25 protein-coding genes, 1 tRNA gene and 1 other RNA gene are annotated in these 26,052 nt (G+C 67.8%); 12 read left to right on the top strand and 15 right to left on the bottom strand.

The features are described from left to right. Positions 1 to 81: 81 nt before the first annotated feature. The 7 genes from KHB019_RS01635 to aceE all read right to left on the bottom strand — a co-directional run bounded on the left by KHB019_RS01635 (position 82) and on the right by aceE (position 8,122). The gene (locus KHB019_RS01635; protein WP_337457956.1) at positions 82 to 543 is read right to left on the bottom strand and encodes an ASCH domain-containing protein; all 462 of its coding nucleotides are present in this window, start codon (positions 541 to 543) and stop codon (positions 82 to 84) included. After that, positions 543 to 1,778, bottom strand: coding sequence for a beta-ketoacyl-[acyl-carrier-protein] synthase family protein (locus KHB019_RS01640; RefSeq protein WP_230102794.1), 1,236 nt, complete (start codon positions 1,776 to 1,778; stop codon positions 543 to 545). Before KHB019_RS01640 ends, KHB019_RS01635 begins: the two co-directional genes overlap by 1 nt. Positions 1,779 to 1,845: 67 nt before the next feature. Next, entirely contained in the window at positions 1,846 to 2,094 is a 249-nt protein-coding gene (locus tag KHB019_RS01645; protein WP_147038765.1) for an acyl carrier protein, read from the bottom strand. Positions 2,095 to 2,161: 67 nt separating this feature from the next. Further along, complete coding sequence (locus tag KHB019_RS01650; protein ID WP_230102793.1) at positions 2,162 to 3,163, bottom strand: beta-ketoacyl-ACP synthase III; 1,002 nt, start codon at positions 3,161 to 3,163, stop codon at positions 2,162 to 2,164. Further along, the gene (locus KHB019_RS01655; protein ID WP_230102792.1) at positions 3,160 to 4,080 is read right to left on the bottom strand and encodes an ACP S-malonyltransferase; all 921 of its coding nucleotides are present in this window, start codon (positions 4,078 to 4,080) and stop codon (positions 3,160 to 3,162) included. The genes KHB019_RS01650 and KHB019_RS01655 overlap by 4 nt, the downstream gene beginning before the upstream one ends. 90 nt (positions 4,081 to 4,170) lie before the next feature. Next, positions 4,171 to 5,364: a PucR family transcriptional regulator gene (locus tag KHB019_RS01660; protein ID WP_230103119.1), complete on the bottom strand. Its 1,194-nt coding sequence runs from the start codon at positions 5,362 to 5,364 to the stop codon at positions 4,171 to 4,173. A gap of 31 nt (positions 5,365 to 5,395) precedes the next feature. Next, the gene (gene aceE / locus KHB019_RS01665) at positions 5,396 to 8,122 is read right to left on the bottom strand and encodes a pyruvate dehydrogenase (acetyl-transferring), homodimeric type (RefSeq protein ID WP_337457957.1); all 2,727 of its coding nucleotides are present in this window, start codon (positions 8,120 to 8,122) and stop codon (positions 5,396 to 5,398) included. 154 nt (positions 8,123 to 8,276) lie between these two features. On the opposite strand from aceE, the gene KHB019_RS01670 reads away from it, so the two are divergent. Beyond that, positions 8,277 to 8,349: transfer RNA gene (locus KHB019_RS01670), tRNA-Val, on the top strand. Between the two features lie 11 nt (positions 8,350 to 8,360). On the opposite strand, the gene KHB019_RS01675 is transcribed toward KHB019_RS01670, so the two are convergent. After that, positions 8,361 to 9,389 carry an NADPH:quinone reductase gene (locus KHB019_RS01675; RefSeq protein WP_337457958.1) on the bottom strand — a complete coding sequence of 343 codons (1,029 nt, stop codon included), beginning with the start codon at positions 9,387 to 9,389 and terminating at the stop codon, positions 8,361 to 8,363. Between the two features lie 28 nt (positions 9,390 to 9,417). Then, on the bottom strand, positions 9,418 to 9,912 hold the full coding sequence (locus KHB019_RS01680) for a MarR family winged helix-turn-helix transcriptional regulator (RefSeq protein WP_337457959.1): 495 nt from the start codon (positions 9,910 to 9,912) through the stop codon (positions 9,418 to 9,420). A 77-nt stretch (positions 9,913 to 9,989) separates the two neighbouring features. Between KHB019_RS01680 and KHB019_RS01685 the strand changes: the two genes are divergently transcribed. Next, positions 9,990 to 10,757, top strand: a complete 768-nt coding sequence (locus KHB019_RS01685) for an SDR family NAD(P)-dependent oxidoreductase (RefSeq protein ID WP_443193182.1) — start codon at positions 9,990 to 9,992, stop codon at positions 10,755 to 10,757. On the opposite strand, the gene KHB019_RS01690 is transcribed toward KHB019_RS01685, so the two are convergent. Beyond that, entirely contained in the window at positions 10,690 to 11,529 is an 840-nt protein-coding gene (locus KHB019_RS01690) for an aldo/keto reductase (RefSeq protein ID WP_337457960.1), read from the bottom strand. The genes KHB019_RS01685 and KHB019_RS01690 overlap by 68 nt on opposite strands. Before the next feature lie 46 nt (positions 11,530 to 11,575). On the opposite strand from KHB019_RS01690, the gene KHB019_RS01695 reads away from it, so the two are divergent. From KHB019_RS01695 to rnpB, 4 genes are all read left to right on the top strand, one after another. After that, positions 11,576 to 11,965: a YchJ family protein gene (locus KHB019_RS01695; RefSeq protein ID WP_337457961.1), complete on the top strand. Its 390-nt coding sequence runs from the start codon at positions 11,576 to 11,578 to the stop codon at positions 11,963 to 11,965. Continuing rightward, entirely contained in the window at positions 11,962 to 12,693 is a 732-nt protein-coding gene (locus KHB019_RS01700) for a zinc ribbon domain-containing protein (protein WP_337457962.1), read from the top strand. Before KHB019_RS01695 ends, KHB019_RS01700 begins: the two co-directional genes overlap by 4 nt. Beyond that, positions 12,690 to 14,381, top strand: a complete 1,692-nt coding sequence (locus tag KHB019_RS01705) for a bifunctional 3'-5' exonuclease/DNA polymerase (RefSeq protein ID WP_337457963.1) — start codon at positions 12,690 to 12,692, stop codon at positions 14,379 to 14,381. The genes KHB019_RS01700 and KHB019_RS01705 overlap by 4 nt, the downstream gene beginning before the upstream one ends. Positions 14,382 to 14,410: 29 nt before the next feature. Then, positions 14,411 to 14,786: RNase P RNA component class A (gene rnpB, locus KHB019_RS01710), an RNA gene on the top strand. Positions 14,787 to 14,834: 48 nt separating this feature from the next. Here rnpB and ppgK read toward each other — a convergent pair. Further along, positions 14,835 to 15,593: a polyphosphate--glucose phosphotransferase gene (gene ppgK, locus KHB019_RS01715; protein ID WP_230102778.1), complete on the bottom strand. Its 759-nt coding sequence runs from the start codon at positions 15,591 to 15,593 to the stop codon at positions 14,835 to 14,837. A gap of 93 nt (positions 15,594 to 15,686) precedes the next feature. On the opposite strand from ppgK, the gene KHB019_RS01720 reads away from it, so the two are divergent. Genes KHB019_RS01720 through KHB019_RS01735 form a run of 4 tightly spaced genes read left to right on the top strand, consistent with a single transcriptional unit; the run spans position 15,687 to position 21,169 of the window. After that, positions 15,687 to 15,902, top strand: coding sequence for an SPOR domain-containing protein (locus KHB019_RS01720; protein WP_230102777.1), 216 nt, complete (start codon positions 15,687 to 15,689; stop codon positions 15,900 to 15,902). Between the two features lie 15 nt (positions 15,903 to 15,917). Beyond that, positions 15,918 to 17,255, top strand: coding sequence for a glutamine synthetase family protein (locus KHB019_RS01725; protein ID WP_230103117.1), 1,338 nt, complete (start codon positions 15,918 to 15,920; stop codon positions 17,253 to 17,255). Positions 17,256 to 17,259: 4 nt separating this feature from the next. Further along, positions 17,260 to 20,235, top strand: coding sequence for a bifunctional [glutamine synthetase] adenylyltransferase/[glutamine synthetase]-adenylyl-L-tyrosine phosphorylase (locus KHB019_RS01730; protein WP_337457964.1), 2,976 nt, complete (start codon positions 17,260 to 17,262; stop codon positions 20,233 to 20,235). A 4-nt stretch (positions 20,236 to 20,239) separates the two neighbouring features. Beyond that, positions 20,240 to 21,169: a diacylglycerol/lipid kinase family protein gene (locus KHB019_RS01735; protein WP_230102775.1), complete on the top strand. Its 930-nt coding sequence runs from the start codon at positions 20,240 to 20,242 to the stop codon at positions 21,167 to 21,169. Between the two features lie 7 nt (positions 21,170 to 21,176). Here the strand turns inward: KHB019_RS01735 and KHB019_RS01740 are convergent, their stop codons facing one another. Together KHB019_RS01740 and glnA are read right to left on the bottom strand one after the other, a co-directional pair. Beyond that, positions 21,177 to 21,485 carry a DUF7882 family protein gene (locus KHB019_RS01740; RefSeq protein ID WP_230102774.1) on the bottom strand — a complete coding sequence of 103 codons (309 nt, stop codon included), beginning with the start codon at positions 21,483 to 21,485 and terminating at the stop codon, positions 21,177 to 21,179. Between the two features lie 87 nt (positions 21,486 to 21,572). Continuing rightward, positions 21,573 to 22,997: a type I glutamate--ammonia ligase gene (gene glnA, locus KHB019_RS01745; protein ID WP_230102773.1), complete on the bottom strand. Its 1,425-nt coding sequence runs from the start codon at positions 22,995 to 22,997 to the stop codon at positions 21,573 to 21,575. Positions 22,998 to 23,119: 122 nt separating this feature from the next. Between glnA and KHB019_RS01750 the strand changes: the two genes are divergently transcribed. Then, positions 23,120 to 23,515, top strand: coding sequence for an RDD family protein (locus tag KHB019_RS01750; RefSeq protein WP_230102772.1), 396 nt, complete (start codon positions 23,120 to 23,122; stop codon positions 23,513 to 23,515). 23 nt (positions 23,516 to 23,538) lie between these two features. Here the strand turns inward: KHB019_RS01750 and KHB019_RS01755 are convergent, their stop codons facing one another. After that, entirely contained in the window at positions 23,539 to 24,027 is a 489-nt protein-coding gene (locus KHB019_RS01755; protein ID WP_230102771.1) for an ATP-dependent zinc protease family protein, read from the bottom strand. A 17-nt stretch (positions 24,028 to 24,044) separates the two neighbouring features. Between KHB019_RS01755 and KHB019_RS01760 the strand changes: the two genes are divergently transcribed. Beyond that, on the top strand, positions 24,045 to 25,229 hold the full coding sequence (locus KHB019_RS01760; RefSeq protein WP_230102770.1) for a RimK family alpha-L-glutamate ligase: 1,185 nt from the start codon (positions 24,045 to 24,047) through the stop codon (positions 25,227 to 25,229). Positions 25,230 to 25,232: 3 nt separating this feature from the next. Here the strand turns inward: KHB019_RS01760 and KHB019_RS01765 are convergent, their stop codons facing one another. Further along, positions 25,233 to 25,943: a DUF4191 family protein gene (locus KHB019_RS01765; protein WP_337457965.1), complete on the bottom strand. Its 711-nt coding sequence runs from the start codon at positions 25,941 to 25,943 to the stop codon at positions 25,233 to 25,235. Between the last annotated feature and the right edge of the window lie 109 nt (positions 25,944 to 26,052).

Raw genomic sequence — 26,052 nt, forward strand, 5'->3', positions numbered from 1 at the left:
CTGAGAAAGCGAATCCCTCGCCCCGCACGATGAAGGCCTCGCCCCGCATATCGGGGACGAGGCCTTCATCGTTTCGCCGGTTCAGAGCGAGTGGATCACTCGGAACCGCTCGCAGAGCACTGGCATGTCCGGCGCGAATCCGCGCGGGTTCTCCGAGTGCTCCCGCCAGAACCGTTCGTGCGCCTCGCGCCAGTGCGCCAGCGTCCGGTCGCCTTCGCCCTCCGCATGAGCGTGCTCCGTCGACACCTCATCGAAGGGGACTGTCTCGAGGGACAGAGTCTCGATCACAGCGCGCGGCGCGCCCGAACCATCGAGGATGATGCTGAGCTCGCCTTCCTCCGGCAACGGGTCACCGGTGGCCTCGTAATCCCACAATGAGGATGCGGTGCCCGTCTTCGTTCCCGCGAGCACCAGAGCCAGCAGGCTGTCGGCATGCGCGGGTGTCGCCCCGAAGGCCCAGGCGAGAGGAGTGTGCTCCGGCAGGTCGGGATGAACCGCGCGCACCTGAGCCCAGTAGTCGGCGACGGCCGCGGAAACCGTCATCAGCCTTCGTAGTCGGCGAACGCCGCGACGGCGTTGTGGCCGCCGAAACCGAAGGAGTTGCTGATCGCGAGCTGCGGACCGTCACCCAGTGACTGCGGTTCGCCCGAGACCTTCAGCGGGATGGCCGGATCCTGGGTCGTGATGTTGATCGTCGGCGGAGCGATGCGGTCGCGGATCGCGAGCACGGTGAAGATCGCCTCCAGCGCGCCCGTGCCGCCGAGCAGGTGACCGGTGGATGCCTTGGTCGCCGACACGGGGACGTCGTGGACGCGGTCGCCCATGACATCATGCAGCGCGGTGTACTCGTTGGGGTCGCCGACCGGCGTCGACGTCGCGTGTGCGTTCACGTGCGTGATCTCGTCCGCCGTGCGCCCGGCCGACTCGAGCGCCAGCTTGACGGCGCGCACCGCGCCCTCGGGCGCGTTCGCGGTGATGTGGAAGGCGTCGGCCGTGACGCCGCCGCCGACGAGCTCGGCGTAGATCTTGGCGCCGCGGGCCTTGGCGTGCTCCTCGGTCTCGAGGATGAGCACTGCGGCTCCCTCGCCCATCACGAAGCCGTCGCGGTCCTCGGAGTAGGGGCGTGACGCGGTGGACGGGTCGTCATTGCGGCGGGAGAGCGCCTGCATCGACGCGAACGAGGCGATCGTGATCGGGTGGATCGCGGACTCGGTGCCGCCGGCGATCACGACGTCGGCGAGGCCCGCCTTCAGGTGCTCGTAGGCGTTGACGAGCGATTCAGTGCTGGAGGCGCATGCCGAGGCGACAGTGCGCGCGAAGGCTCTGGCCTGGAAGTGGAGGGAGAGGTTGCCGGCGGCCGAATTCGGCATCAGCATCGGCACGGTCATGGGCATGACCCGTCGCGGGCCCTTCTCGCGGAGCGTGTCCCAGGCATCCAGCAGGGTCCACACACCGCCGATGCCGGTGGCGAAGTCCACGCCGAGACGGTCGGGGTCGACGTCAGGGGCACCCGCATCCTCCCAGGCCTCCATGGCCGCGATCATCGCGAACTGCGAAGACGGGTCCAGACGCTTGGCCACAGGCCGAGCCAGCACGGACTCCGGGCGGACGATGGCTTCAGCGGCGAAGGTGACGGGTAGGTCGTACTCGGCGACCCATTCGTGTTCGAGCGAGCGACCACCGGACATTCCCGCGAGCAGGTTGGTCCAGTTCTCGGGAGCCGTTCCGCCGATGGCGGACGTGGCGCCGATGCCGGTGACGACGATGCGCTTGGTCATGGGGTGTGGTTCCTTAGGTGAGGGGCAGGAGGATGCCACCCCATCGCGGGGTGGCATCCCTCAGGTGTTACTCCTGGCCGGCGACGATGAAGTTGACGGCATCCGCGACGGTCTTGAGGTTCTTGACCTCGTCGTCGGGGATGGTGACGCCGAACTTCTCCTCGGCGTTGACGACGATCGTCATCATCGAGATCGAGTCGATGTCGAGGTCGTCCGTGAAGGACTTCTCGAGAGCGACCTCGGAGCTGTCGATGCCGGTCTCGTCGGTGACGAGCTCGGCGAGGCCGGCGAGGACCTCATCGTTGGTGAAAGCCATGTGGATTTCCTCTTTCTTGCGGTTGTGTTCGGAACCGATGCCCAGTCTAGGGAACGGCATGCGGAGTTCAGGGGAGGACGACGACCTGTGCGGCGAAGACGAGGCCAGCGCCGAAGCCGATCTGCAGCGCGAGACCCCCGGAGAGCTCGGGGTGCTCCTGCAGCAGCCGGTGCGTCGCCAGCGGGATCGACGCCGCCGAGGTGTTGCCCGTGGTCTCGATGTCGCGCGCGATGATCGTGGACTCCGGCAGCTTCAGCTGCTTGGCAAACTCATCGATGATGCGCATGTTCGCCTGGTGGGGGATGAAGGCGGCGAGATCTGCGGCTTCGACACCGGCGACCTCGAGGGCTTCTCTGGCGACCTTCGCCATCTCCCACACCGCCCAGCGGAAGACGGAGGGGCCGTCCTGGCGCAGCGTCGGCCAGGGCACTTCTCCGTCACGGAACTGCGTCAGGTCACCGTTCATGGTGACGGCATCCGCTCGGGAGCCATCTGAACCCCAGACCACCGGCGCGATCGCCGGCGTGTCGCTCGGCCCGATCACGACGGCGCCTGCGCCGTCGCCGAGCAGGAAGGAGATGCTGCGGTCGGTGGGGTCCACGACGTCCGAGAGCTTCTCGGTGCCGATCACCAGGGCGTAGTGCGCGGCACCGGCGCGGATGAGCGCGTCGGCCTGCGCGATGCCGTAGGCGTAGCCGGCGCAGGCAGCATTGGAGTCGTAGGCGGCTGCCGGGTTCGCCCCGACCCGGTCGGCGACGATCGCCGCGGCCGACGGAGTCTGCTTCGGGTTGCTGATCGTCGCGACGATCACGAGATCGATGTCGGATGCCGCGACGCCGGACTTCTCGATCGCCTCTGCGCCGGCGATCGCGGCGAGGTCGATCGCAGACGTGCCCTTGTCGGCACGGACGCGGGTGACGATGCCGGTGCGCTGACGGATCCACTCATCGCTGGAGTCGATGGGACCGACCAGATCGTCGTTCGGCACGAAGTTCTCGCCGCGTGCGGCGCCGTACGAGAGGATGCGGGTGAACTGCGGGCCGGTGGCCTGCTTCAGCGTTGCGGTCATGCTGCTGCTCCGTTCAGCAGCTCGGCTGCTGCATCGAGGTCATCGGGTGTCTTCACGGCGACGACGGGTGTGCCGCGCAGTCCGCGCTTCGCGAGGCCCGTCAGGGCGCCGGCGGGTGCGAGCTCGATCATGCCGGTGATGCCGGCATCCGCGAACGATGCCATGCACAGGTCCCACCGAACAGGCGATGACACCTGGTTCACGATCAGCTCGAGTGCCCTGGTTCCGGAGGAGACGACGGAGCCGTCGCGATTCGTCCAGAGGGTCAGATCCGGTTCGCTCGGCGTGACGTCGGCGACAGCGGTGCGCAGCGCGTCGACGGCCGAGGCCATGTACGTGGTGTGGAAAGCACCCGCGACCTGCAGGGGGATCACCCTGGTGCCCTTCAGCGGCTCCTCGGCGAGGGAGGCGAGGGCCGGCAGGGCGCCCGCGGCCACGATCTGCCCGCCGCCGTTATGGTTGGCCGGGGTCAGCTCCAACTCGGCGAGTCGATCGAGCACGGCCTGCTCGTCGCCGCCCAGCACGGCGCTCATGCCGGTCGGGGTCTGCGCTGCGGCATCCGCCATCGCTCGCCCGCGGATGCCGACCAGCCGCATGGTCTCCTCTGCGGAGATCACTCCGGCCCCGACGATGGCCGCGAGCTCGCCGACCGAGTGCCCGGCGATCCCGTCGGAGCAGCGTCCGGCGCGCTCGACGAGAGCCTGCCAGGCGATCAGCGACGCCGCGACGATGAGCGGCTGCGCGATACGGGTGTCCCGGATCGTGTCGGCGTCCGATTCGGTGCCGTGCGAGATCAGATCGATCTCAGCGGCTTCGGAGTACCTGGCGAGGCTGTCGGCCACGCCATCGAGTTCGAGCCAGGGGGCCAGGAAGCCGGGAGTCTGAGAGCCCTGTCCGGGGCATGCGGCGACAATCACCTACCCAGTCTGCCAACGATCACGTCGAAACGGTGGATGTACCCTCACAAGATTCGCGGAATCGTTTGTGCGTGGCGTGCACCGTGGACGTCAGCGCGTGCGGCGAGCAGGAGTGCGACGCCGCACCGTCTCGGCTGTGCCGATGGATCCGAGGATAAGCGCCGTCTGCAGGATCAGCGCCTCGCGCGGGCCTGTGGCGTCCCAGCCGATGACCTCGCTCACGCGCTTGAGCCGGTAGCGGACCGTGTTCGGGTGGACGAACAGCTCGCGCGCTGTCGCCTCGAGAGAGCGGCCGTTGTCGAGGTAGCTCCACAGCGTCGTCACCAGGTCCGTTGAGTGCGCTTGAAGCGGACGGTAGATCCGGTCGATCAGCGTCTGCTTGGCGAGCGGGTCGCCGGCGAGAGCGCGCTCCGGCAGCAGATCGTCCGCCTCCACGGGGCGAGGAGCCGTGCGCCAGGCGCGGGCCACGGCGAAGCCCGCGAGCGCCGCGCGAGCGCTCTGCCCTGCGTCGACAAGAGCGGCGACAGGCGGGCCGAGCACGACGTAGCCCGGCCCGAACGAGGACTCGAGGCGCGTGGCGATCTCATTGAACGCCAGTTCGTCCTGCTCGTCCTCCTTGCCCGGCACGTGGGCGCGTCCGAGCACCAGCACGAGGCGGGAGCCCTGGACGCCGATCAGCACGTCGACCGCGAGCTTGCGCGCGGTGCGCCGGACGTGATCCACATCGAACTGCGGGGGAGTCGTGCCGACGAGCACGCACACCTCGCCGTGGCCGTGCCAGCCGAGCGCCGCGATGCGACTGGGCAGCTCCTCATCGGCCTCACCCGTGAGGATCGAGTCGACGACGAGGGCCTCGAGCCTGGCGTCCCACAGACCGCGCGCCTCGGCGGCACGCGCGTAGACGTCGGCCGCCGCGAATGCGACATCGCGCGAGTAGAGCAGGATCGCCTCGCGCAGGTACTCGCCCTTCCCTGCGACGCGCTCCTCGGTCACCTCGACCGTGACGCGGATGAGCTGGAGGGTCTGGGTGAGGCTGACGCTGCGCAGCAGTTCGCGGGGCGCCGCGGCGAAGATGTCGGCGGCGATCCACGGCGTCGAGGTGGGGTCGTCGTACCACTGGATGAAGGACGTGATGCCGGCCTGCGCCACCAGCCCGACCGCTGAGCGGCGGGCCGGTGGCATGTCGGCGTACCAGGGGAGCGTGTCCTCGAGGCGCTGTATCGTCGCCGTCGCAAGATCACCCGAGATGCGGCGCAGCCAGGCGAGCGTCGCCGCCTTGTCCATCGACGCCTGAGACGATGCGGTCACACGCGACTCAGCTCTCGCCGCCGGCGTTTCCGCTCGTACCGGCGTTCACGTTGTGCAGGTCGTACTTCGCGATCGCCTGAGCGATGACCGAGCGGTCGAGCTTGCCCTGATCGGCGAGACCCTGCAGGGCCCGGACGACCATCGACGGCCCGTCGATCTTGAAGAATCGACGAGCGGCCGCGCGCGTGTCGGCGAAGCCGAACCCGTCGGCACCGAGCGTGTAGAAGTCGCCTGGCACCCACTGGCGGATCTGGTCCTGCACGGCGTGCATGTAGTCGCTGGTGGCGATGAACGGGCCCTCCGCCGACTGCAGCTTCTGCGTCAGGTAGGCGACCTGGGGCTCCTCTTCGGGGTGCAGGAAGTTGTACTCGTCGGCGGCGAGGCCGTCGCGGCGCAGCTCGTTCCAGCTGGTCACCGACCAGACATCGGCGACGACGCCCCAGTCCTTCGCGAGGAGCTCCTGGGCCTCGATCGCCCACGGCACGCCGACGCCGGAGGCGAGCAGCTGCACGCGGGGCCCGTCGCCGGTGCCCTCAGCAACGCGGTGGATGCCCTTGAGGATGCCTTCGGCATCGACGTCCTCGGGCTCTGCGGGCTGCTTCAGCGGCTCGTTGTACACGGTCAGGTAGTACATGACGTCGGGGTCGGGGTGCGATCCGCCGTACATGCGCTCGATACCGGCCTGCACGATGTGCGAGACCTCGTAGCCGTAGGCAGGGTCGTAGCTGATGGTCGCGGGGTTGGTCGAAGCGAGCAGCGGCGAGTGGCCGTCCGCGTGCTGTGTTCCCTCACCCGTGAGCGTCGTGCGTCCGGCGGTGGCGCCGATCACGAAGCCGCGGGCCATCTGGTCGGCAGCGGCCCAGAACGCGTCGCCGGTGCGCTGGTAGCCGAACATCGAGTAGAAGATGTAGATCGGGATCAGCGGCTCGCCGTGCGTCGAGTAGGACGTCGCCGTGGCGGTGAAGGCTGCTGTGGCGCCGGCCTCGTTGATGCCGACGTGCATGATCTGACCCTGCGGGCTCTCCTTGTACGCCAGGAGCAGCTCGCGGTCGACGGCCGTGTAGTTCTGGCCGTTCGGGTTGTAGATCTTCGCCGACGGGAAGTACGAGTCCATGCCGAAGGTGCGGGCCTCGTCCGGGATGATCGGAACGATCCGTTCGCCGAAGCCCTTGACCCGCAGCAGGTCTTTGAGCATGCGGACGAACGCCATCGTGGTGGCGACCTCCTGGCTGCCCGAGCCCTTCTTCGGGAAGGCGTAGTCCTTCTCCTCGGGGAGGGCGAGGTCGACGTGCTTCGTGCGGCGCTCGGGGAGGAACCCTCCGAGCTCACGACGGCGCTCGAGCATGTACTGGATCGTCTCGTCCTGCGCGCCGGGGTGGAAGTACGGCGGCTGGTACGGGTTCTCCTCGAGCTGCGCGTCCGTGATCGGGATCTGCATGGTGTCGCGGAACAGCTTGAGGTCGTCCAGCGTCATCTTCTTCATCTGGTGCGTGGCGTTGCGTCCCTCGAAGTGCGGACCCAGGCCGTAGCCCTTGACGGTCTTCGCGAGGATGACGGTCGGCTGGCCCTTGTGCTCCATCGCGGCCTTGTACGCCGCGTACACCTTGCGGTAGTCATGACCACCGCGGCGCAGCTTCCAGATCTGGTCGTCGGTGTAGTCCTTGACCAGGGCTGCGGTGCGCTCATCGCGGCCGAAGAAGTTCTCGCGCACGAACGCGCCGTTCTCGGCCTTGTACGTCTGGTAGTCGCCATCGGGGGTGACGTTCATCAGGTTGAGGAGCGCGCCCTCGGTGTCGCGAGCGAGCAGGTCGTCCCACTCGCGTCCCCAGACGACCTTGATGACGTTCCAGCCTGCGCCGCGGAAGTACGACTCGAGTTCCTGGATGATCTTGCCGTTGCCTCGCACAGGGCCGTCGAGGCGCTGCAGGTTGGCGTTGATCACGAAGGTGAGGTTGTCCAGACCCTCGTTGGCGGCGACCTGGAGCTGACCGCGCGACTCGACCTCGTCCATCTCGCCGTCGCCGAGGAAGGCCCAGACGTGCGAGTCCGCGACGTCCTTGATGCCGCGGTTGGCGAGGTACTTGTTGGTCATCGCCTGGTAGATCGCGTTGATCGGGCCGAGGCCCATCGACACGGTCGGGAACTGCCAGAACTCGCGCATCATGCGCGGGTGCGGGTAGGAGGGGAGGCCGTTCGGGGCGCCGGACTTCTCCTGGCGGAACGCGTCGAGCTGTGCCTCGGTCAGGCGGCCCTCGAGGAATGCGCGGGCGTACATGCCGGGGGAGGCGTGGCCCTGGTAGAAGATCTGGTCGCCGCCGGAGGGGTGGTCCTGCCCGCGGAAGAAGTGGTTGTGACCGACCTCGTACAGCGACGCAGCCGAGGCGTAGGTCGAGATGTGGCCGCCGACTCCGATGCCGGGGCGCTGCGCGCGGTGCACGGTGATCGCTGCGTTCCAGCGGATCCAGTGGCGGTAGCGGCGCTCGAGCTCTTCGTCACCGGGGAACTCGGGCTCGTTCTCCGACGCGATGGTGTTGATGTAGTCCGTGGTCGGAACCATGGGCACATTCAGGTGCAGCTCCTTGGAGCGCTTGAGCATGCTGAGCATGATCTCGCGCCCGCGGCCGTGACCCTTGGCGTCGACGAGCTCGTCGAGCGACTGCTGCCATTCGCCGGTCTCGTCCGGATCGCTGTCGAGGGGGCCCTGGGAGTACGGATCCTGATCGTGGACGGTCACGTGGAGCCTTTCGTCAAGCTGGCAGGTCTTGCCAATGAAACGGGAAGCGACGCGGGGGAGTCTTGTCGTCTCGGCACAACGCGCGCTGTATTCAGCCTAGCCGTCTTCGGAGGATGCGTCGCGCATCGGCCACCCGCCTACAATGGAGAGGTCAGGGCCTTTAGCTCAGCTGGTAGAGCGCCACGTTTACACCGTGGATGTCGTCGGTTCGATCCCGGCAGGGCCCACTCGCACTCGATCATGCATCGTCGGACGCCACTCTGATGAGCACCTTGCCGATCACGCCGCTCTCCACGGCATCGTGCGCTGCCGCCGTCTCGTCGAGCGAGAACCAGGTCAACGGCAGCCCGGCGTCCGCGCCGACGGGAAGCGCGCCGTCCGCGAGCGCCGCGGTGATGTCATCGGCGGCGGCAGCCATCGCCTCGTCGCCCACCGTGTACAACAGGAGTCCCTGCCAGCGGGCGTTCTTCGCGAAACTCGCCATGATGGGTGCCGTGAACGACTCGCCCTTGTCGTTCGCGTAGAACGCGATCGAGCCGTGGTTGGCCAGAACCGTGACGTCGAGCTCGGCATTCATCGCGGGGGAGACCTCCACGATCTGATCGACGCCGTCGGGGGCCGCCGACAGGATGCGCTCGGCCAGACGGTCGTCTGGATATCGGAAGACGTGATGAGCGCCTGCTGCACGCGCCAGACGCTCTTTGTCATCGCTGCTGACCGTGGTGAGCACCGTGGCTCCCGCCCACACCGCGAGCTGGATGGCGGCGTGCCCGACGGCGCCGGCGCCGCCGTGGACGAGCACGGTCCGACCCGTCAGGCTTCCGGACGACAGGCGTGACGGGCCGAACTCGTGGACGGTCAGGGCACGGTGCGCGGTCATCGCTGGGACGCCGAGGCTCGCAGCGACGTCGAACTCGATCCCCTCGGGGAGGCGGACCGCTCTGGCGGCGGGGACCACCGTGAACTCTTGAGCGGTGCCGGTCGGACGCTGATGCGCTGCGAGGAACAGCCAGACGCGGTCTCCGACCTTGAACCCCGTGACCCCGTCGCCGACGGCATCCACGATTCCCGCACCGTCCTGGTTGGGAACGACCTCGTCGAACGGCATCGGCGCTCCGGATGAAGCACGGGCCTTCCAGTCCGTGGGGTTGACGCCGGAGACGAGGATCCGCACCCGGACCTCGTCCGCGCCCGGCTCTGCCTTTTCGCGCTCGGTCAGCGTGAGCGTCGCGGAGTCGCCCTTGCTCGCGTAGACGATTGCTCTCATACGTGATGCAAGCCGCGTCGCCGGGGGACTATTCCGTCGCTGCCGGAGTCCACCCTGACGAACCGCGGATCGCGTGCTGTACGCGTCTGCTGATCTCGAGCAGTTGCTTCCTCTGTGCCGATGTCAGCGGATCGAGGACGAGGCGACGCACCGTGCGCACATGCCCGGGCGTGGCCCGCTCGACCTGGGCCAGACCCGGCTCTGTGAGGATCGCGAGCGTGTACCTGCCGTCGGTCGGGTCCGGCATCCGCTGCATCCAGCCGCGTTTCTCCAGGCGTGCGGCCGCGCGCGACAGACGTGACAACGAGCTGTTCGCGTAGCCCGCGAGCACGCTCATCCGAAGCCGGTGCTCCGGAGCATCGCCCAGGGCGTACAGGATCCCGTACTCGAAGTGAGTCACATCCGAGTCCACCTGCAGCTGAGCGTCGAGTGCGGCTGGCAGCCATTCCAGGACAGTCGCCAGCGACGACCAGGTCTCCAGGTCATCGCCTGTGAGGGTCGCGCGAGAAGTCTGATCCGTCATGCCAGCAGACTACGTTACTTTCCCAGTCAAGTGATATTGATAGAGTGACACTTGACTGGGAAAGTGAATGGAGTATCATGGAATTGCAACTGAACGGCCGGCGAGCGTTCGTGAGCGGGTCGACGCAGGGGATCGGATTCACGATCGCGCGGGGTCTCCTCGCGGAAGGAGCATCCGTCGTCATCAACGGGCGGGACCGCGACAGGGTCGACCGCGCGCTCCGCGACCTGAAGGCAGGCGATCCTGATGCGCCGGTCTCGGGGATCGTCGCCGACGTCGCGGACCCACGGCAGGTACAGCGGATGCTCGACGAACTCGGCGAGGTCGACATCCTGGTGAACAATGTCGGCCTCTTCGAACTGTCGGCGTTCGGCGATATCGATGATGAGGACTGGCAGCGGTACTTCGATGTCAACGTCATGAGCGGCGTGCGGCTGTCTCGCGGTCTGCTGCCGCGCATGCTCGATCGCGGGTGGGGGCGCATCGTATTCATCGGCACAGAGTCCGGCGTGAACGTCCCAGCGGACATGGTGCACTACGGGGTGACGAAGGCCGCGGCACTGGCCCTCAGCAATGGCCTCGCCAAGCTCACCCGCGGCACGGGGGTCACAGTGAACACGATCCTGGGCGGTCCGACCTACTCCGGAGGAGATCGCCGCGCTCGCGCTCTACCTGGCGAGTCCGCTCTCATCCGCCACGAACGGCGCCGCTCTGCGCGCCGATGGCGGGGTCCTCACCTCGGTGATCTGAGCGCACCGCGCTCAGGAGCGTCTTGGCTCAGGACTCCTCGTGGGTGCGGGGGTCTCCGTCGAACATGCGCCCGTCCGCACGGCCGAGAGCGCTGATCGCCTCGACCTCCGCGTCGTCGAGGACGACGGACGCCGCGTCGAGGTTCGCCGTCTGGTGCTCGATCGACGACGCCTTCGGGATCGCCACCACCTCGCGAGCCACGTGCCAGGCGAGCACGGCCTGAGCCGGGCTGATGCCGTGTGAGTCAGCGACCTCGACGATCGCCGGCTCGGCGAGGAGCGCCTTCGCCCTGGCGATCGGGCTCCAGGCCTCTGTGATGATGCCCTGCTCGCGGTGGTACGCGATCTGCTCGGCCTGCGGGTAGTACGGGTGGACCTCGATCTGGTTCACGACCGGCCGCACACCGGTCTCGCGCTCGATGCGCTCCAGGTGTTCGGGGAGGAAGTTCGATACGCCGATCTGGCGGACGATGCCGCGCTCCTGCGCGTCGACGAGCGCAGCCCAGGCCTGCACGTACTCGTCCTGACTCGGGTTCGGCCAGTGGATGAGGTGCAGATCGGTCGCGTCGACCCCGAGGCGGAAGCGGCTCTCCTCGATGCTCGTCCTGGCCTTGTCGGTCGGGTGGTGCCGACCAGGGAGCTTCGTGGTCACGATCACCGCTGAGCGATCGGTCGCGGCGTCCGCGACGCCACGGCCGACGGCACCCTCGTTCTCATAGTTGAACGCCGAATCGACCAGGCGGTAGCCGGCGTCGATTCCTGCGGCGATCGCGGCGGCACCCGCCTCGCCGTTGAGGCGGTACGTGCCGAGTCCGATCGCGGGGAGGGTGAAACCGTTGTGCGCAGTGCGGACGGGAAGAGCTGTCATCCTTCCAGCGTACGGGCTCTGCAACTGGTGCAGGCATGATTGACGCATGCGCTGCCCCTGCACCTCCGGAGACACCTACGAAGCGTGCTGCGGCCCGATTCTGGACGGCACGATCGCCGCGCCGACGGCCCAGCGACTCATGCGCTCGCGATTCACCGCGTTCGCGACCGGCGATGCCGCATACCTTCTGCGGTCGTGGCATCCAACGACCAGGCCCGCCGAGCTGGAGTTCGACTCGGAGACCCGCTGGATCAGGCTCGACATCATCGAGACCACCGCCGGCGGGCCGTTCGACTCGGACGGCGTCGTCGCGTTCGAGGCGTTCTACCGAGAAGGCGCCACTCGCGGATCGATGCGGGAGCGCAGCCGGTTCGTCCGCGAGAACGCCGGCGGGAAGAGGGCGTGGATGTACGTGAGCGGTACATTGGAATCGTGAACGCCAGCCCCGAGCACCAGCGCATCCTTCTCGACGTCGCAGACCTCGATCGACGCCTTCAGCAGGCCGAGCGACAGCGAACCGCTCCCGCCCAGGGCGCGCGCATCAACGAGCTCGCCAAGGAACGCCAGGAACAGCTCCGTGAGCTGACCGCGCTGACAGGCGCGCGTGACGACATCCGCACCGAGCTGACCAGACTCGAGTCCGACGTCAAGGTCACCGAGCAGCGCAGGACAAGGGATGCCGACCGCCTCGCGAGCTCCACGAACCCCAAGGATGCCCAGGCCCTCGAGCACGAGCTCGCCAGCCTCGCGCGGCGCATCAGCGATCTCGAGGACGCCGAGCTCGACGTCATGGGTCGACTGGAGGATGCCGAGGCTGCAGTCGCCACGCAGCAGGCGCTCATCGATACGACGACCGCCGAGGGGCAGCAGCTCACGGCTGAGGCGAAGGCGCAGATCGCGGCGGCGACCACCGAGATCGAGCACCTCACGCGCGACCGCGATGCCGTGACCGCCGACGTCCCCGCTGACCTGCTCGCCGAGTACACCCGTCGCGCTTCGCGCGGCATCGGCGTCGGACTGCTGCGCCGCGGCACGTGCGAGGGCTGCCGCATGATGCTCTCCGGCACGCATCTCAACGAGGTCCGGCAGGCCGCACCGGATGCCGTCGTCTCGTGCCCCGAGTGCGGTGCGATCCTCGTGCGCACCGACGAATCAGGGCTGTGAGCATCAGGCCGGCAGCCGATTCCCGGATCCTGCTGGCCGAGATCGGCTCGGCCGTCATCGCGGTGCGCCTCGCGCCGGACGGCGCTGCGCTCGAGACGACGGACGTCCCGGCAGCAGAGGTCGCCGAGTGGGTCGGACGGGTCGAGGTGCGAGAGCACCCCCGGTGGGTGATCCGCAGCGCGCGGGAGCTCTATCCGCCGCTTCTGATGGCGGGCGTCCAGCTCACGAAAACGCACGATCTGCTGCTGTGCCACGCGATCCTCCGCGACACCGACGTGGTCGCGCGCCCGCTCGCACCCTCGCCTGAATGGCTGCCGCACGAGCCGGCGGCCGGCGAACCCGCGCTGTTCGACGCCGACGATCGGAGCACACCGGAATCCGTCGACGAGCTCCTCGAGCAGTACCAGGCGCAGCAGCGGGTCATCGACTCCGACCGCACAGGGCGGCTCGCGCTGCTGTGCGCCGCCGAATCCGCAGGTGGACTCGTCGCCGAGGAGATGCGGGCCGGCGGGCTTCCATGGGATGCGGCCGAGCACGAACGCATTCTGACCGAGGTGCTCGGTGCCCGCCCGTCCGGCGGCGGGATGCCGGCGCACATGGCCACTTACGCCGACGCCGTGCGGTTCCACCTCGGTGATCCGGGCCTCCACCTCGACAGCCACGTCAAGCTTCTCCGTGCCCTGCATCGGGTCGGTGTCAACGTCGAGTCGACCAGCCAGCGGGAGCTCAGCGAGATCTCGCACCCGGTCATCGCACCTCTGCTCGCCTACAAGAAGCTCTCGCGGCTCATGAGCGCGAACGGCTGGGCGTGGCTGACGGAGTGGGTGCGAGAGGGGCGGTTCCGTCCCGTGTACATCCCCGGTGGCGTCGTCACGGGGCGATGGGCATCCTCGGGAGGGGGAGCGCTGCAGGTGCCCCGGATGCTGCGACCGGCCGTGCGCGCAGACCCAGGGTGGATGCTCGTCGTCGCCGACGTGGCCCAGCTCGAACCGCGGATGCTGGCTGCGATGGCATCGGACAAGTCCATGGCCGAGGCGGCGAGGGGTCAGGACCTCTACGCCGGGGTCGTCGCGTCCGGTGCGGTGGCTACGCGTGAAGAGGCGAAGTACGCGGTGCTCGGGGCGATGTACGGGGCCACCACGGGTGACAGCGGCCGTCTCGTGCCCCGCCTGCGCAAAGTGTATCCGCGGGCGATGCATCGTGTCGACGAGGCTGCTCGCCTGGGCGAGGACGGTGGAGTGGTCTCGACCTGGCTCGGCCGGTCATCTCCCAAGCCGGACGCCGACTGGCGGGCTCAACAGGCCGCGGCGACGGGAGCGGACGTCGACCCCGCCGACGTCAAGCGCGCACGGGCCAGAGCACGCGACCGCGGACGCTTCACGCGCAATTTCGTCGTCCAGGGGACCGCCGCCGAGTGGGCGCTCATCTGGCTCGCCGAGATCCGTCATCGTCTGCGACAGCTTCCGGAGGCGGAGACACCGGCACCGGCATCCGGTCCGTTCGCCCGGCACGCGCATCTGGCGTTCTTCCTGCACGACGAGGTGATCCTGCATGTGCCGGCGGAGCAGGCGGATGCCGCGGCATCCGCCGTGCGCGAGGCGGCGGCGGTCGCGACGCGCCGCCTGTTCGGGACGTTCCCGATCGATGTGCCGCTCGACCTCCGCATCGTGCACACGGCCGAGAAATAGAGCGCCGAGAAGTAGACTGAACGTGCGAATGGGGCGGCCGGACGGTCGCGTTGCGGGCGACCGCACCGAGGAACGTCCGGGCTCCGCAGGGCAGGACGGTGGGTAACGCCCACCCGGAGTGATCCGCGAGAAAGTGCCACAGAGAGCAGACCGCCGCACGTGCTTCGGCGCGTGGGGTAAGGGTGAAAGGGTGGAGTAAGAGACCACCGGGGGCCGTGGTGACACGGCCTGCCAGGTAAACCTCGTCCGGAGCAAGGTCAGACAGAGGATGATGACGCGGCTCGCCGAGTCCTCGGGTAGACCGCTGGAGCGGCACGGCAACGTGTCGCCGAGAGAGATGGCCGTCGAAGGGAGTCCTCGAGAGAGGCCCCGGAACAGAACCCGGCGTACAGGCCGCCCCATTCGCACCACGACGGGCTCAGCAACCGACTGGTCGCTGAGCCCGTCGACCTGTCAGTCGGCCGCGAGCGACGCCGCGCCGATGATGCCGGACGAGTTGCGGTGGATGGCCGGAATGATCGGGGTGTCGAGCTCGAGCAGCGGGATGAACTTCTCCGGGTGCTTCGATACGCCGCCGCCGACGACGAGCAGGTCGGGGCTGAACAGGAACTCGACGAGCTTGTAGAACACCTGCAGGCGAGCCGACCAGTCCTCCCAACTGAGGTTCTCGCGCTCCATCGCCGAGTACGCGCACCACTTCTCGATCGACGCGTCACCGATCGTGGTGCCGTCGTAGAGCAGGTGGCCGAGCTCGGTGTTCGGCAGCAGGACGCCGTCGTAGAGGAATGCGGAGCCGATGCCGGTGCCGAGCGTGGTCATGATCGTGAGCCCGTCGGTGTCGCGGGCCGCTCCGTGGCGCGACTCCGCGATGCCGGCGGCATCCGCGTCGTTGACGAAGGTGATGTCGCGGCCGAGGCCGTCCTCGAAGAACTTCTCGGCCTCGAAGCCGACCCACTCCTTCGAGACGTTGGCAGCCGAGAGGGTGCGACCGCGCTTGACGATGGCGGGGAACGCCACTCCGAGCGGGAGATCGGAGTCGCGGACGCCGAGGGTATCGAGCACTTCGTGCACGGCCTTCAGCACGTCTTCAGGCGACGCGCCCTTCGGGGTGTCGACGCGGATGCGATCCGACTCGAGCGTGCCCTTCTTGAGGTTGACGATTCCTGCCTTGATGCCTGTGCCGCCGATGTCGACGCCGATCGCTTTTGCCATGCGCAATAGCCTAGCGAGAGCGGGTGTCGCCATTAGGATCGTGACAAAGCCTTTACGAAGGGATACGCCATGTCTCGGGGAGAAGATTCGTACATGTCAAGCGGCGAGCGCAAGTACTGGTACAACACGACCTCGGGCGAGGTCGAGTACGGGTACATCTCACCGTCCGTCGATCGTGTCGGGCCCTTCGACACCGCCGAGGCGGCCTCGAACGCGTTGCAGACGCTGCGCGAGCGCTCGGAGGCCTGGGCGGTCGAGGAGCGGATCGACGACGACTGGCGCAGGGCCAGTGACGTGGATGGGAAGTAGCGGCCTCATATGAGCATGGACAAGCAGCGGGACTTCGTGCTCCGCACAATCGAGGAGCGCGGCGTCAAGTTCGTCCGACTCTGGTTCACCGACGTCATCGGAACACTCAAGTCCGTCGCGATCGCCCCTGCCGAGGTCGAGGGCGCCTTCGCCGAGGGCATCGGCTTCGACGGCTCGGCGATCGAGGGACTCACCCGCACGTACGAGTCCGATCTGCTCGCCCAGCCCGACCCCACGACATTCCAGATCCTGCCGTGGCGCGGCGAGATCGATCCGACGGCCCGCATGTTCTGCGACCTGACCACGCCCGACGGCCAGCCCGCCGTCGCCGACCCGCGCAACGTGCTCAAGCGCACGCTCGCGAAGGCCGCGGATGCCGGGTTCACGTTCTACACGCACCCCGAGATCGAGTTCTACTTGCTGAAGTCGTCTGTGATCGGGCCCGAGGGGCCGGTACCGGTCGACTCGGCCGGGTACTTCGACAACGTGCCGGGCGGCACGGCGCACGATTTCCGTCGGCGCTCGGTGCGGATGCTCGAGGATCTGGGCATCTCCGTCGAGTACAGTCACCACGAGGGCGGCCCCGGTCAGAACGAGATCGACCTCCGCTACGCCGATGCGCTGACGACGGCGGACAACGTCATGACGTTCCGCACGGTCGTCAAGGAGGTCGCGATCGAGCAGGGCGTGTACGCCACGTTCATGCCGAAGCCGATGAGCGATCAACCAGGCAGCGGCATGCACACGCACATGTCTCTGTTCGAGGGCGACCAGAACGCGTTCTGGGAAGAGGGGGCCAAGTACCAGCTCTCCAAGGTCGGCCGTCACTTCATCGCCGGCCTCCTGCGGCACGCCCACGAGATCTCCGCCGTCACCAACCAGTTCGTGAACTCGTACAAGCGGCTGTGGGGCGGCGACGAGGCGCCGAGCTTCGTCACGTGGGGGCACGCGAATCGGTCCGCCCTCGTCCGCGTGCCGATGTACAAGCCGAACAAGAGCCAGTCGTCCCGCGTCGAGTACCGGGCACTGGACTCGGCGGCGAACCCGTACCTCGCCTACGCCCTCCTGCTGGCCGCGGGCCTGAAGGGCATCGAGAACGAGTACGAGCTGCCCGCAGAGGCCGAGAACAACGTGTGGTCGCTGAGCGATGCCGAGCGCCGCGCGCTCGGATACTCGTCGCTGCCGGCCAGCCTCGACCACGCGCTCGAGTTCATGGAGGGGTCAGAGCTCGTCGCCGAGACCCTGGGCGAGCAGGTCTTCAACTACGTGCTGCTGAACAAGCGCAAGGAGTGGGAGGCGTACCGGGGTCAGGTCACGCCGTTCGAGTTGAAGAGCAACCTCGAGCTGCTCTGATCGGATGGCTCGATCAGAATCTGCCCTGTCGCGGTCGGCGCTGGCGCGACTCGGGTTCACGGGTCTGAGCACGGGAGCCGCGGACGTCGACGAGCTCTCATCGCTGCTCGGGATCGACGGTGCCGAGCTCCTGGACGGCGCGGTCGCTGCTGATCCTGACGCGGCCGTCGAGCGGATGCTGCGGATCGCGAGACGTGATGCGACCGTGCTCCGCTCGCTCCTCGGTGACAGGGAGACCCGCACGATCGTGTGGCGCGTGCTCGGCGCTTCCAACGGACTGGCCGACTTCTTCTACCGCCATCCGGCGGAGCTCGCGATCCTCGCCGACATCGGCCCGCTGGTCCCCAGCGCACCGACGCTCCGAGAGCGGATGCTCTCAGCCGTCGAGGCTGTGGACGGCGTGGCGAGCTCCGGGGGCGAGGAGGCATGGGTGGCCCTGCGGATCGCCTACCGACGCTCGCTCGCCGAGATCGCCGCGATCGATCTGACGACCCCCGAGCCGGCATCGCGGATCGCCGCGATCTCCGCGGCGCTCGCCGATGCGGCCGGGGCCGCGCTCGAGGCGTCCCTCGCGGTCGCGCGGGCCCGCGTGTCTTCGTCCTTCCCCGCCGAGGACGTCGCGTCGGCCCGACTGGCGATCATCGGCATGGGCAAGTCCGGGGCGCGAGAGCTCAACTACGTCAGCGACGTCGACGTCATCTTCGTCGGCGGCACGGCCGATGAGGAGAAGCTCGACGAAGGGCGTGCGATAGACATCGCCACCCGGCTCGCACGGGAGACGATCCAGGGCATCTCCGGCATCGAGGTGGAGCCCGCGTTGTGGGAGGTCGACGCGAACCTGCGCCCGGAGGGCAAGCAGGGAGCGCTTGTGCGCTCGCTGGGCTCGCATCTGGCCTACTACGACCGCTGGGCGAAGAGCTGGGAGTTCCAGGCGCTGCTGAAGGCGCGCCCCATCGCCGGCGATGAGGCGCTCGGCACGGCGTACCTCGAGGCCGTGCAGCCGAAGATCTGGTCCAGCGCCGCTCGGGAGAACTTCGTGGACAGCGTCCAGCGCATGCGCGAGCGCGTGACGGAGCACGTCGACCCCGAGGACGCGCCGTACCAGCTCAAACTCGGCGTCGGGGGACTCCGCGACATCGAGTTCACCGTGCAGCTGCTGCAGCTCGTGCACGGTCTCACCGATCCGAGTCTCCGCACCCGCGGCACGCTGGAGAGCCTCGATGCGCTCGTCGCCGGCGGCTACATCGGACGTGCGGATGCCGCAGCCTTCGCCGCCGACTACCGCACGCTGCGCCTCATGGAGCATCGCCTGCAGCTGAAGGACCTGTCCCGCACCCACCTCATGCCGCGGACCCAGGATGGCCAGCGCGAGCTGGCAAGGGCGAGCGGCCTGGCCGACTCCGCCGAGGGCGTCTGGGGCCTCTGGGAGCGCGTGCGGCGGGAGGTGCGCGACATCCACACACGGCTGTTCTACCGGCCCCTGCTGAGCGCCGTGGCAGGCCTCCCGGAGGAGGAGCGGACGCTGTCCACCGAGCAGGCGCACGACCGCCTCTCCGCGATCGGGTTCCGCGACCCGGCCGGCGCACTGCGTCACATCGGTGCGCTCACATCCGGCATCAGCCGCAAGGTCACCATCCAGCGTCACCTCATGCCCATCATGGTCCGCTGGTTCGCCGACGGCAGCGACCCGGACTACGGACTGCTCGCCTTCCGCCGGATCAGCGAGCGCCTCGGCGACACGTCCTGGTTCCTGCGGATGCTGCGCGACTCGTCCGGCGCGGCGGAGAGCCTGACGATGCTGCTGTCGTCGTCGCGCTACATCGGCGAGCTCCTCGAGGGCATCCCCGAATCCGTGGCCTGGCTCGATCGAGCCGAGCGCCTGCGCCCTCGGAGCCCTGAGCAGCTCGACGAGGAGGCCAGGGCGATCCAGACCAGGCACGGCTCCGTCGGCTCCGCCCTGAAGGCGGTGCGGGCGCTCCGCCGTCGCGAACTGTTGCGAACCGCCATGGGCGGCGTGCTCGACGTCGTCACGATCGAGGAGGTCGCCGCATCGCTCACCGCGATCACGGATGCGACGATCCAAGCGGCGCTCCGCGCCGTTCGCCGCGAGGTCGTGCCCCCCGAGGACGAAGCGTTCGAGTTCGCGATCATCGGCATGGGCCGGTTCGGCGGCGCCGAGCTCGGGTTCGGATCGGACGCCGACATCCTGTACGTCTACGACCCGGGCGGCATAGACCCGGATCGGGCGCAGCAGCTGGCGCGCCAGATCGTCGCCGGGCTGCGCGAGCACCTGACCGACAACAAGGTGCCGCTGGATCTGGATGCGGACCTCCGCCCAGAGGGCCGAAACGGCGCCGTGGTGCGCTCTCTGACCGCGTACACCGAGTACTACCGGCGCTGGTCGGTCTCCTGGGAGGCGCAGGCGCTGCTGCGAGCTCGGGGCGTCGCCGGGACCACGAGGCTCCTCGAGCGGTTCATGGCGATGGCGGACAGCATCCGCTACCCGGAAGAGGTCGATGAACAGGGCCTGCGCGAGATCAAGCGGATCAAGGCGCGCGTCGAAGGGGAGCGGCTGCCGCAGGGAGCCGATCCGCACCGTCATCTGAAGCTGGGTCCAGGCGGGCTCAGCGACGTGGAGTGGCTCGTGCAGCTCATCCAGTTGCAGCACGCGCACCGGGTGCCGGGGCTCCGGACGACGTCGACGCTGGATGCTCTGCAGGCAGCCGTGGACGCCGATCTCGTGGAAGCCGACGATGCTGAACTGCTGCATGATGCCTGGCGGCTCGCGAGCAGGCTCCGCTCGGCGATCACGCTGCGCACCGGGAAGACCAGCGACGAGCTGCCATGGGATCGACGGGAGCTCGACGCGCTGGGGCGCCTCCTCGGGTATCCGGAGCGCTCAGCGAGCGCCGTCGAGGAGGACTACCTCGGAACGACACGCCGCGCACGGCGCGTGTTCGAGCAGCTGTTCTACGGTTGACGTCATGACTGCGACTTCGTACGGCATCATCTGGAACCCGTCCAAGATCGACGGGGACGTTCTGCGGCCTTCCGTGGAGGAGCACCTGGCTGCTGACGCTGCCGACGCAGACGTGCGGTGGTGGGAGACCACGGCCGACGACCCCGGCCGTGGGATGGCGCTGGAGGCCGTCGAGGCCGGCTGCACGACGGTGATCGCCGTCGGCGGCGACGGCACCGTCCGTGCGGTCGCTGAGGCTCTCGCGGGGACGGACGTCGCGCTCGGCATCGTTCCGCAGGGCACGGGCAATCTGCTCGCCCGCAACCTCGAGGTGCCGCTGGACAACGTCCCCGCAGCTCTGCGACGGATCAACGAGGGGGAGTCACGGCGCATCGACCTCGGGTGGGTGCGCATCGACGACGACGAGCGCGCGTTCGCGGTGATGGTCGGGTTCGGCGTCGATGCGCAGATGCTCGTGGAGACCGATGACGACCTGAAGGCTCGAGCCGGATGGCTCGCCTACGTCGAGGCGATGGGTCGGGCGATGGCCGGTACCGAGATGACCGACATCACCGTCGCCCTCGATGACGAGGAGCCGAGGGAACTCCGCGGTCACACGATGCTCATCGGCAACTGCGGCATGGTGCAGGGCGGTCTGCGGCTGCTTCCGGACGCGAAGCTCGACGACGGACTGCTCGACCTGCTGCTGGTGAGCGCCGACGGCGCCGTGCAGTGGCTGGACACCGTGCGGTCGGTGGTGTGGGAGAACGGCATACGGCGGCTGCTCACCCGCGGTGAGAAGGCGGTGAGCACGGACTCGACGCGGTTCCATTCCGCCGAGCGCGTGCGGGTCGAGCTCGCGAGTCCCCTCGAGTTCGAGGTGGACGGCGAGGAGGTCGGCACCGTGTCATCGTTCGAGGTGCGCGTTCAGGCCGGCGCGCTGCGCGTGCTCTGAGCGCCGCTCAGTCCGCGGGACGGGTGAGGTGGTCGAGCACCAGCTCGCCCGTCGCGTTCGTCGCGTGCATCATCTCCTCAAGGCGCTGAGGATCGATCGCCGGAGCCTCCTCGTCGTCGAACGAGAACAGCAGGGGCACTGAAGGGTGGATCCACGCAGTCATGCGCTTGTCGGGGCCGCCGTCGATCGGTGACCACGTCATCATGAAGCTCTCCTGGCGACGCAGCTTCGTCGCGATGATCACCTTGAGATGAGCAAGGGTCTCGTCCTCGATGTGGATGGGACCCGCGGTGTTGTCGTACTTCAGTCTTCCCATGTTGAAAGGGTATCCCGAGCCCTGCTGACGAGGGAACGCCGGCCCTCACCTTGGGTGAGGGCCGGCGTCACTCTCGGCGTTCGAGGATCAGACCCCGAAGTACAGCTCGTACTCGAACGGGTGCGGGCGCTGGGCGATCGGCAGGATCTCGTTCTCGATCTTGTAGGAGATCCAGGTCTCGATGAGCTCCTCGGTGAACACACCGCCCTCGAGGAGGAACTGGTGGTCATCGCGCAGCGCGTCGAGCGAGTCCAGCAGCGAGTTGGGCACCTGCGGGATGTTCTTCGCCTCCTCAGGCGGCAGCTCGTAGAGGTCCTTGTCGACCGGCTCGTGCGGCTCGATGCGGTTCTTGATGCCGTCCAGGCCAGCCATCAGCTGCGCTGCGAAGGCCAGGTACGGGTTTCCGGAGGCGTCGGGAGCGCGGAACTCGATGCGCTTGGCCTTCGGGTTGGAGCCCGTGATCGGGATGCGGATCGCGGCAGAGCGGTTGCCGGCCGAGTAGACGAGGTTGACGGGGGCCTCGAAGCCCTTGACCAGGCGGTGGTAGCTGTTCAGCGTCGGGTTCGTGAACGCGAGCACAGCGGGGGCGTGCTTGAGCAGGCCGCCGATGTACCAGCGGGCGATGTCGCTGAGCTGGCCGTAGCCGGCCTCGTCGTAGAACAGCGGCTTGCCGTCGTTCCACAGGGACTGGTGGGTGTGCATGCCGGAGCCGTTGTCGCCGTAGAGCGGCTTGGGCATGAAGGTCGCGACCTTGCCCCACTCCTCGCAGGTGTTCTTGACGATGTACTTGAACTTCAGGATGTCGTCCGCCGAGTGCACCATGGTGTCGAAGCGGTAGTTGATCTCCTGCTGGCCGGCGGTTCCGACCTCGTGGTGCGAGCGCTCGAGCACGAAGCCGGCGTCGATCAGTCGCAGGGTGATGTCGTCGCGGAGGTCGGCCGTCTTGTCGACGGGGGAGACGGGGAAGTAGCCGCCCTTGTACGGGGTCTTGTTGGCGAGGTTTCCGCCTTCCTCCTCGCGGCCGGTGTTCCACGCGGCCTCCTCGGAGTCGACCTTGTAGAAGCTCTCGCCGGATGTGACCGAGTAGCGCACGTCGTCGAAGATGTAGAACTCCGCCTCGGGGGCGAAGAATGCGGTGTCGGCGATGCCGGTCGACGCCAGGTACTTCTCGGCCTTCTTGGCGACCTGACGCGGGTCCTTCGAGTAGATCTCGCCGGTGCGCGGGTTGTAGATGTCGAAGATCATCACGAGGGTGCTCGCCTCGCGGAACGGGTCGACGTACGCCGTCGTCACGTCGGGGATGAGCTGCATGTCGGACTCGTGGATGCTGGCGAACCCTCGGATGGAGGATCCGTCGAAGAGCTGCCCATCGGTGAAGAACGCCTCGTCAACGGTCGATGCGGGGATGTTGAAGTGCTGCTGCACCCCCGGCAGATCGGTGAAACGGATGTCAAGGAACTTGACGTCGTTCTCCTTGATGTAGCTCAGCACCTCGGACGAATCGGTGAACATGTATCACTCCTGGATGACGCGGATCGGGGCCTTGAGGCCTTCCTGAACAGTAGGGCGAGGGGATTTCCCTCCCGTGTCCGCTTTGTTTCCGCCATGTTACAGACCGCCGGTAGGATCGAGTTGTGGCAGACGCGGTGAACACCTATCCAGGAGAGCGCCTCGGCTACCCCGCGGCGGGGCCGGGCAGCACTGCCCGTGTCGGTCGTCGGATCGGCGCTCTGGCCATCGACTGGGCCGCCGCCGTCGTGCTCTCGATCGCGTTCTTCCAATACGACTCGCTGGCCACACTGGTGATCTTCGTCGTCGTGCAGATCCTCTTCATCCCGACGATCGGCGGAAGCCCCGGTCATCGCATCCTCGGCATGCGCGTCGTCCAGGTCAACGGCGCCTGGGTCGGCCTGTGGCGACCCATCGTGCGCACCGTGCTGCTCGCCGTGGTGATCCCCGCCGTCATCTGGGATCCCGACCAGCGAGGCCTCCACGACAAGGCTGCGGGCACGGCGCTGATCAGGGCCTGAACGGTCTCTGAGCCTGTCGAAGGTCAGCCGCGCCCGCGATTGCGGCGGCGCGTCTCCTTCGGTGCTCGTCCCCCCAGGAACGAGCGGGCAGGATCCACGATGAAGCCTCGTCGCAGCGCCTCGCGACCGATCAGCATCCGGAAGCCCATCTCATCCCTGTTGCTCAGCGTCACCTCCGACACCACGAGCTGGTCGACGAGACGGATCGCCAGCAGCACGACAAGTCGCTGCTGCGTATGGCCCGACGAACTGCGCACCTCGCGCCGATCATGGACCGGGCACTCGACGATCGTGGCATCCGCGTCGGTGTCCTGCCACGGGTTGACCCTGAACCGCACCCACGCCTCGTCCTCGCGGTCGAATTCGACGACGTCGAAGGCGTGCAGCGAAGACGTGCGGGCACCGGTGTCGATCTTGGCCTTGATCCAGTCCACACCGGCATCGGGCAGGCTCACCCATTCACGCCACCCCGTAAGAGTGTTTGAATGAGATGTCCTAACCACGCGATACATCTTGGCAGGAAAACTACGTGAAGCTCGCCGTTCTCTCCCGTGCCCCTCAGGCGTATTCGACCCAGCGGCTGCGTGCTGCAGCGATTCAGCGCGGACACGACGTGAAGGTGCTCAACACTCTGAAGTTCGCGATCGATCTCACAGCCGATGAGCCCGATCTGCACTTCCGGGGCAGACCGCTCAGCGACTACGACGCGATCCTGCCCAGGATCGGCAGCTCGATCACCTACTTCGGCACCGCCGTGGTGCGTCAGTTCGAGCAGATGGACGTCTACACGCCCAATACGGCCAACGGCATCTCCAGCGCGCGCGACAAGCTGCGCGCGAGCCAGATCCTGTCGCGACACAACATCGCGATGCCGGCGACCGCGTTCGTGCGCAACCGGGCGGACGTCCGCCCGGCGATCGAACGGGTCGGCGGAGCACCGGTCGTCATCAAGCTCCTCGAGGGCACGCAGGGCATCGGCGTGATCCTCGCGCCCCAGGTCAAGGTGGCTGAGGCCATCATCGAGACGCTGCATTCGACGAAGCAGAACGTGCTCATCCAGAAGTTCATCTCCGAGAGCCGTGGACGCGACATCCGCGCTCTCGTCGTCGGCGACCGCGTCGTCGCAGCCATGCGACGCGTCGCCGCCGGGGATGAGTTCCGCTCGAACGTGCACCGCGGCGGCAGCGTCGAGCCGGTGCAGCTCGACCCGGCGTACGAGGAGGTCGCCGTCCGCTCCGCGCAGATCATGGGCCTGCGCGTCGCCGGTGTCGACATGCTCGAGGGCGATGACGGACCGCTGGTGATGGAGGTGAACTCGTCACCGGGGCTGCAGGGCATCGAGCAGGCGACGAAGCTCGACGTCGCGGGCGCGATCATCGACTACATCGCCGGGCAGGTCTCCTTCCCCGAGATCGACGTCCGCCAGCGGCTGACCGTCTCCACGGGCTACGGGGTCGCCGAGCTGAGTGTGCACAGCGCCGTGGAGCTCGTCGGAAAGACCCTGGGGGAGTCGGGCCTCTGGGAGCGCGACATCACCGTTCTGACGCTGCACCGCGGTGTGAGCGTCATCCCCAACCCTCGTAAGCACGTCGTGCTCGAAGCCGACGATCGTCTGCTGTGCTTCGGCAAGCTGGACGAGATGCGGTCGATGATCCCCGAGCGCCGGCGCCGACGGGCGAAGGTGCGCAGGCTCCCCAAGCAGCCCTTGAACTGACCGCTAGCGCGGACGCTGGGCGCGGACCTTGGTCGGGTCGATGCCCTTGGGGATCGGCAGTGAGCTCACGGACTGCGAGACGGAGTCGATGCGACGGATGACTGCGGCCATCGTCGTCTTGTCGATGGCGGTGGGAAGCTTCTTGATCGTCTTCGAGAGGTCGGCGATCGTGACGTCGTCGTCGCCGTGACCGACGTAGTAGACGTTGACGGGAACGCCGTTGGCGACGCGCTGAGCCTTGGAGCGCTCCTCGTTGATGAGCCGGGTGAGGCGACCTCGTGCGCCCTCGCCCACGACGACGATCCCACCGCGACCGATCGCGCGGTAGACGGCCTCCTGCGTCTTCGGGTTTATGCCGACCGGGGTCTCCGAGGCCTGCCACTTGCGTCCGAGGCTCGTGCTGAGGATGTGACCCGTCGCGCCGGGCATGCCGTCGATCTTCTTGTACATCGCCGTCGTCGACAGGCGGGTCATGAGGAAGAGCGAGCCGAGCACGCCGAGCATGAGACCCGTGATGGCCCAGAGGATGAGCGACCAGATCTGGAACGGCGGGATCAGGTAGCCGACGACGAGCCCGATGAGGATGCCGCCGATGAGGATCCCGATCTGCGCCCAGGGCAGCCACGGGTAGACCTCACGTGTGAACCGGAAGAGGGACTTGATCTGGGAGAAGAACCCAGGACGCTTTTCGGGTTCGGGAGCACGCTTAGCCATGCGTACCAGGATACCGAGTCCGGCGCGCCCCGATGCGCGCGTTCGCGGGCGGCGCACTCGCTCTGCACATCGATGCCGCGTCGCAGGCTGTGCACATTCGCGTCCGACG

Source organism: Microbacterium sp. KHB019 (assembly GCF_037285405.1).
Classification (GTDB): Bacteria; Actinomycetota; Actinomycetes; order Actinomycetales; family Microbacteriaceae; genus Microbacterium.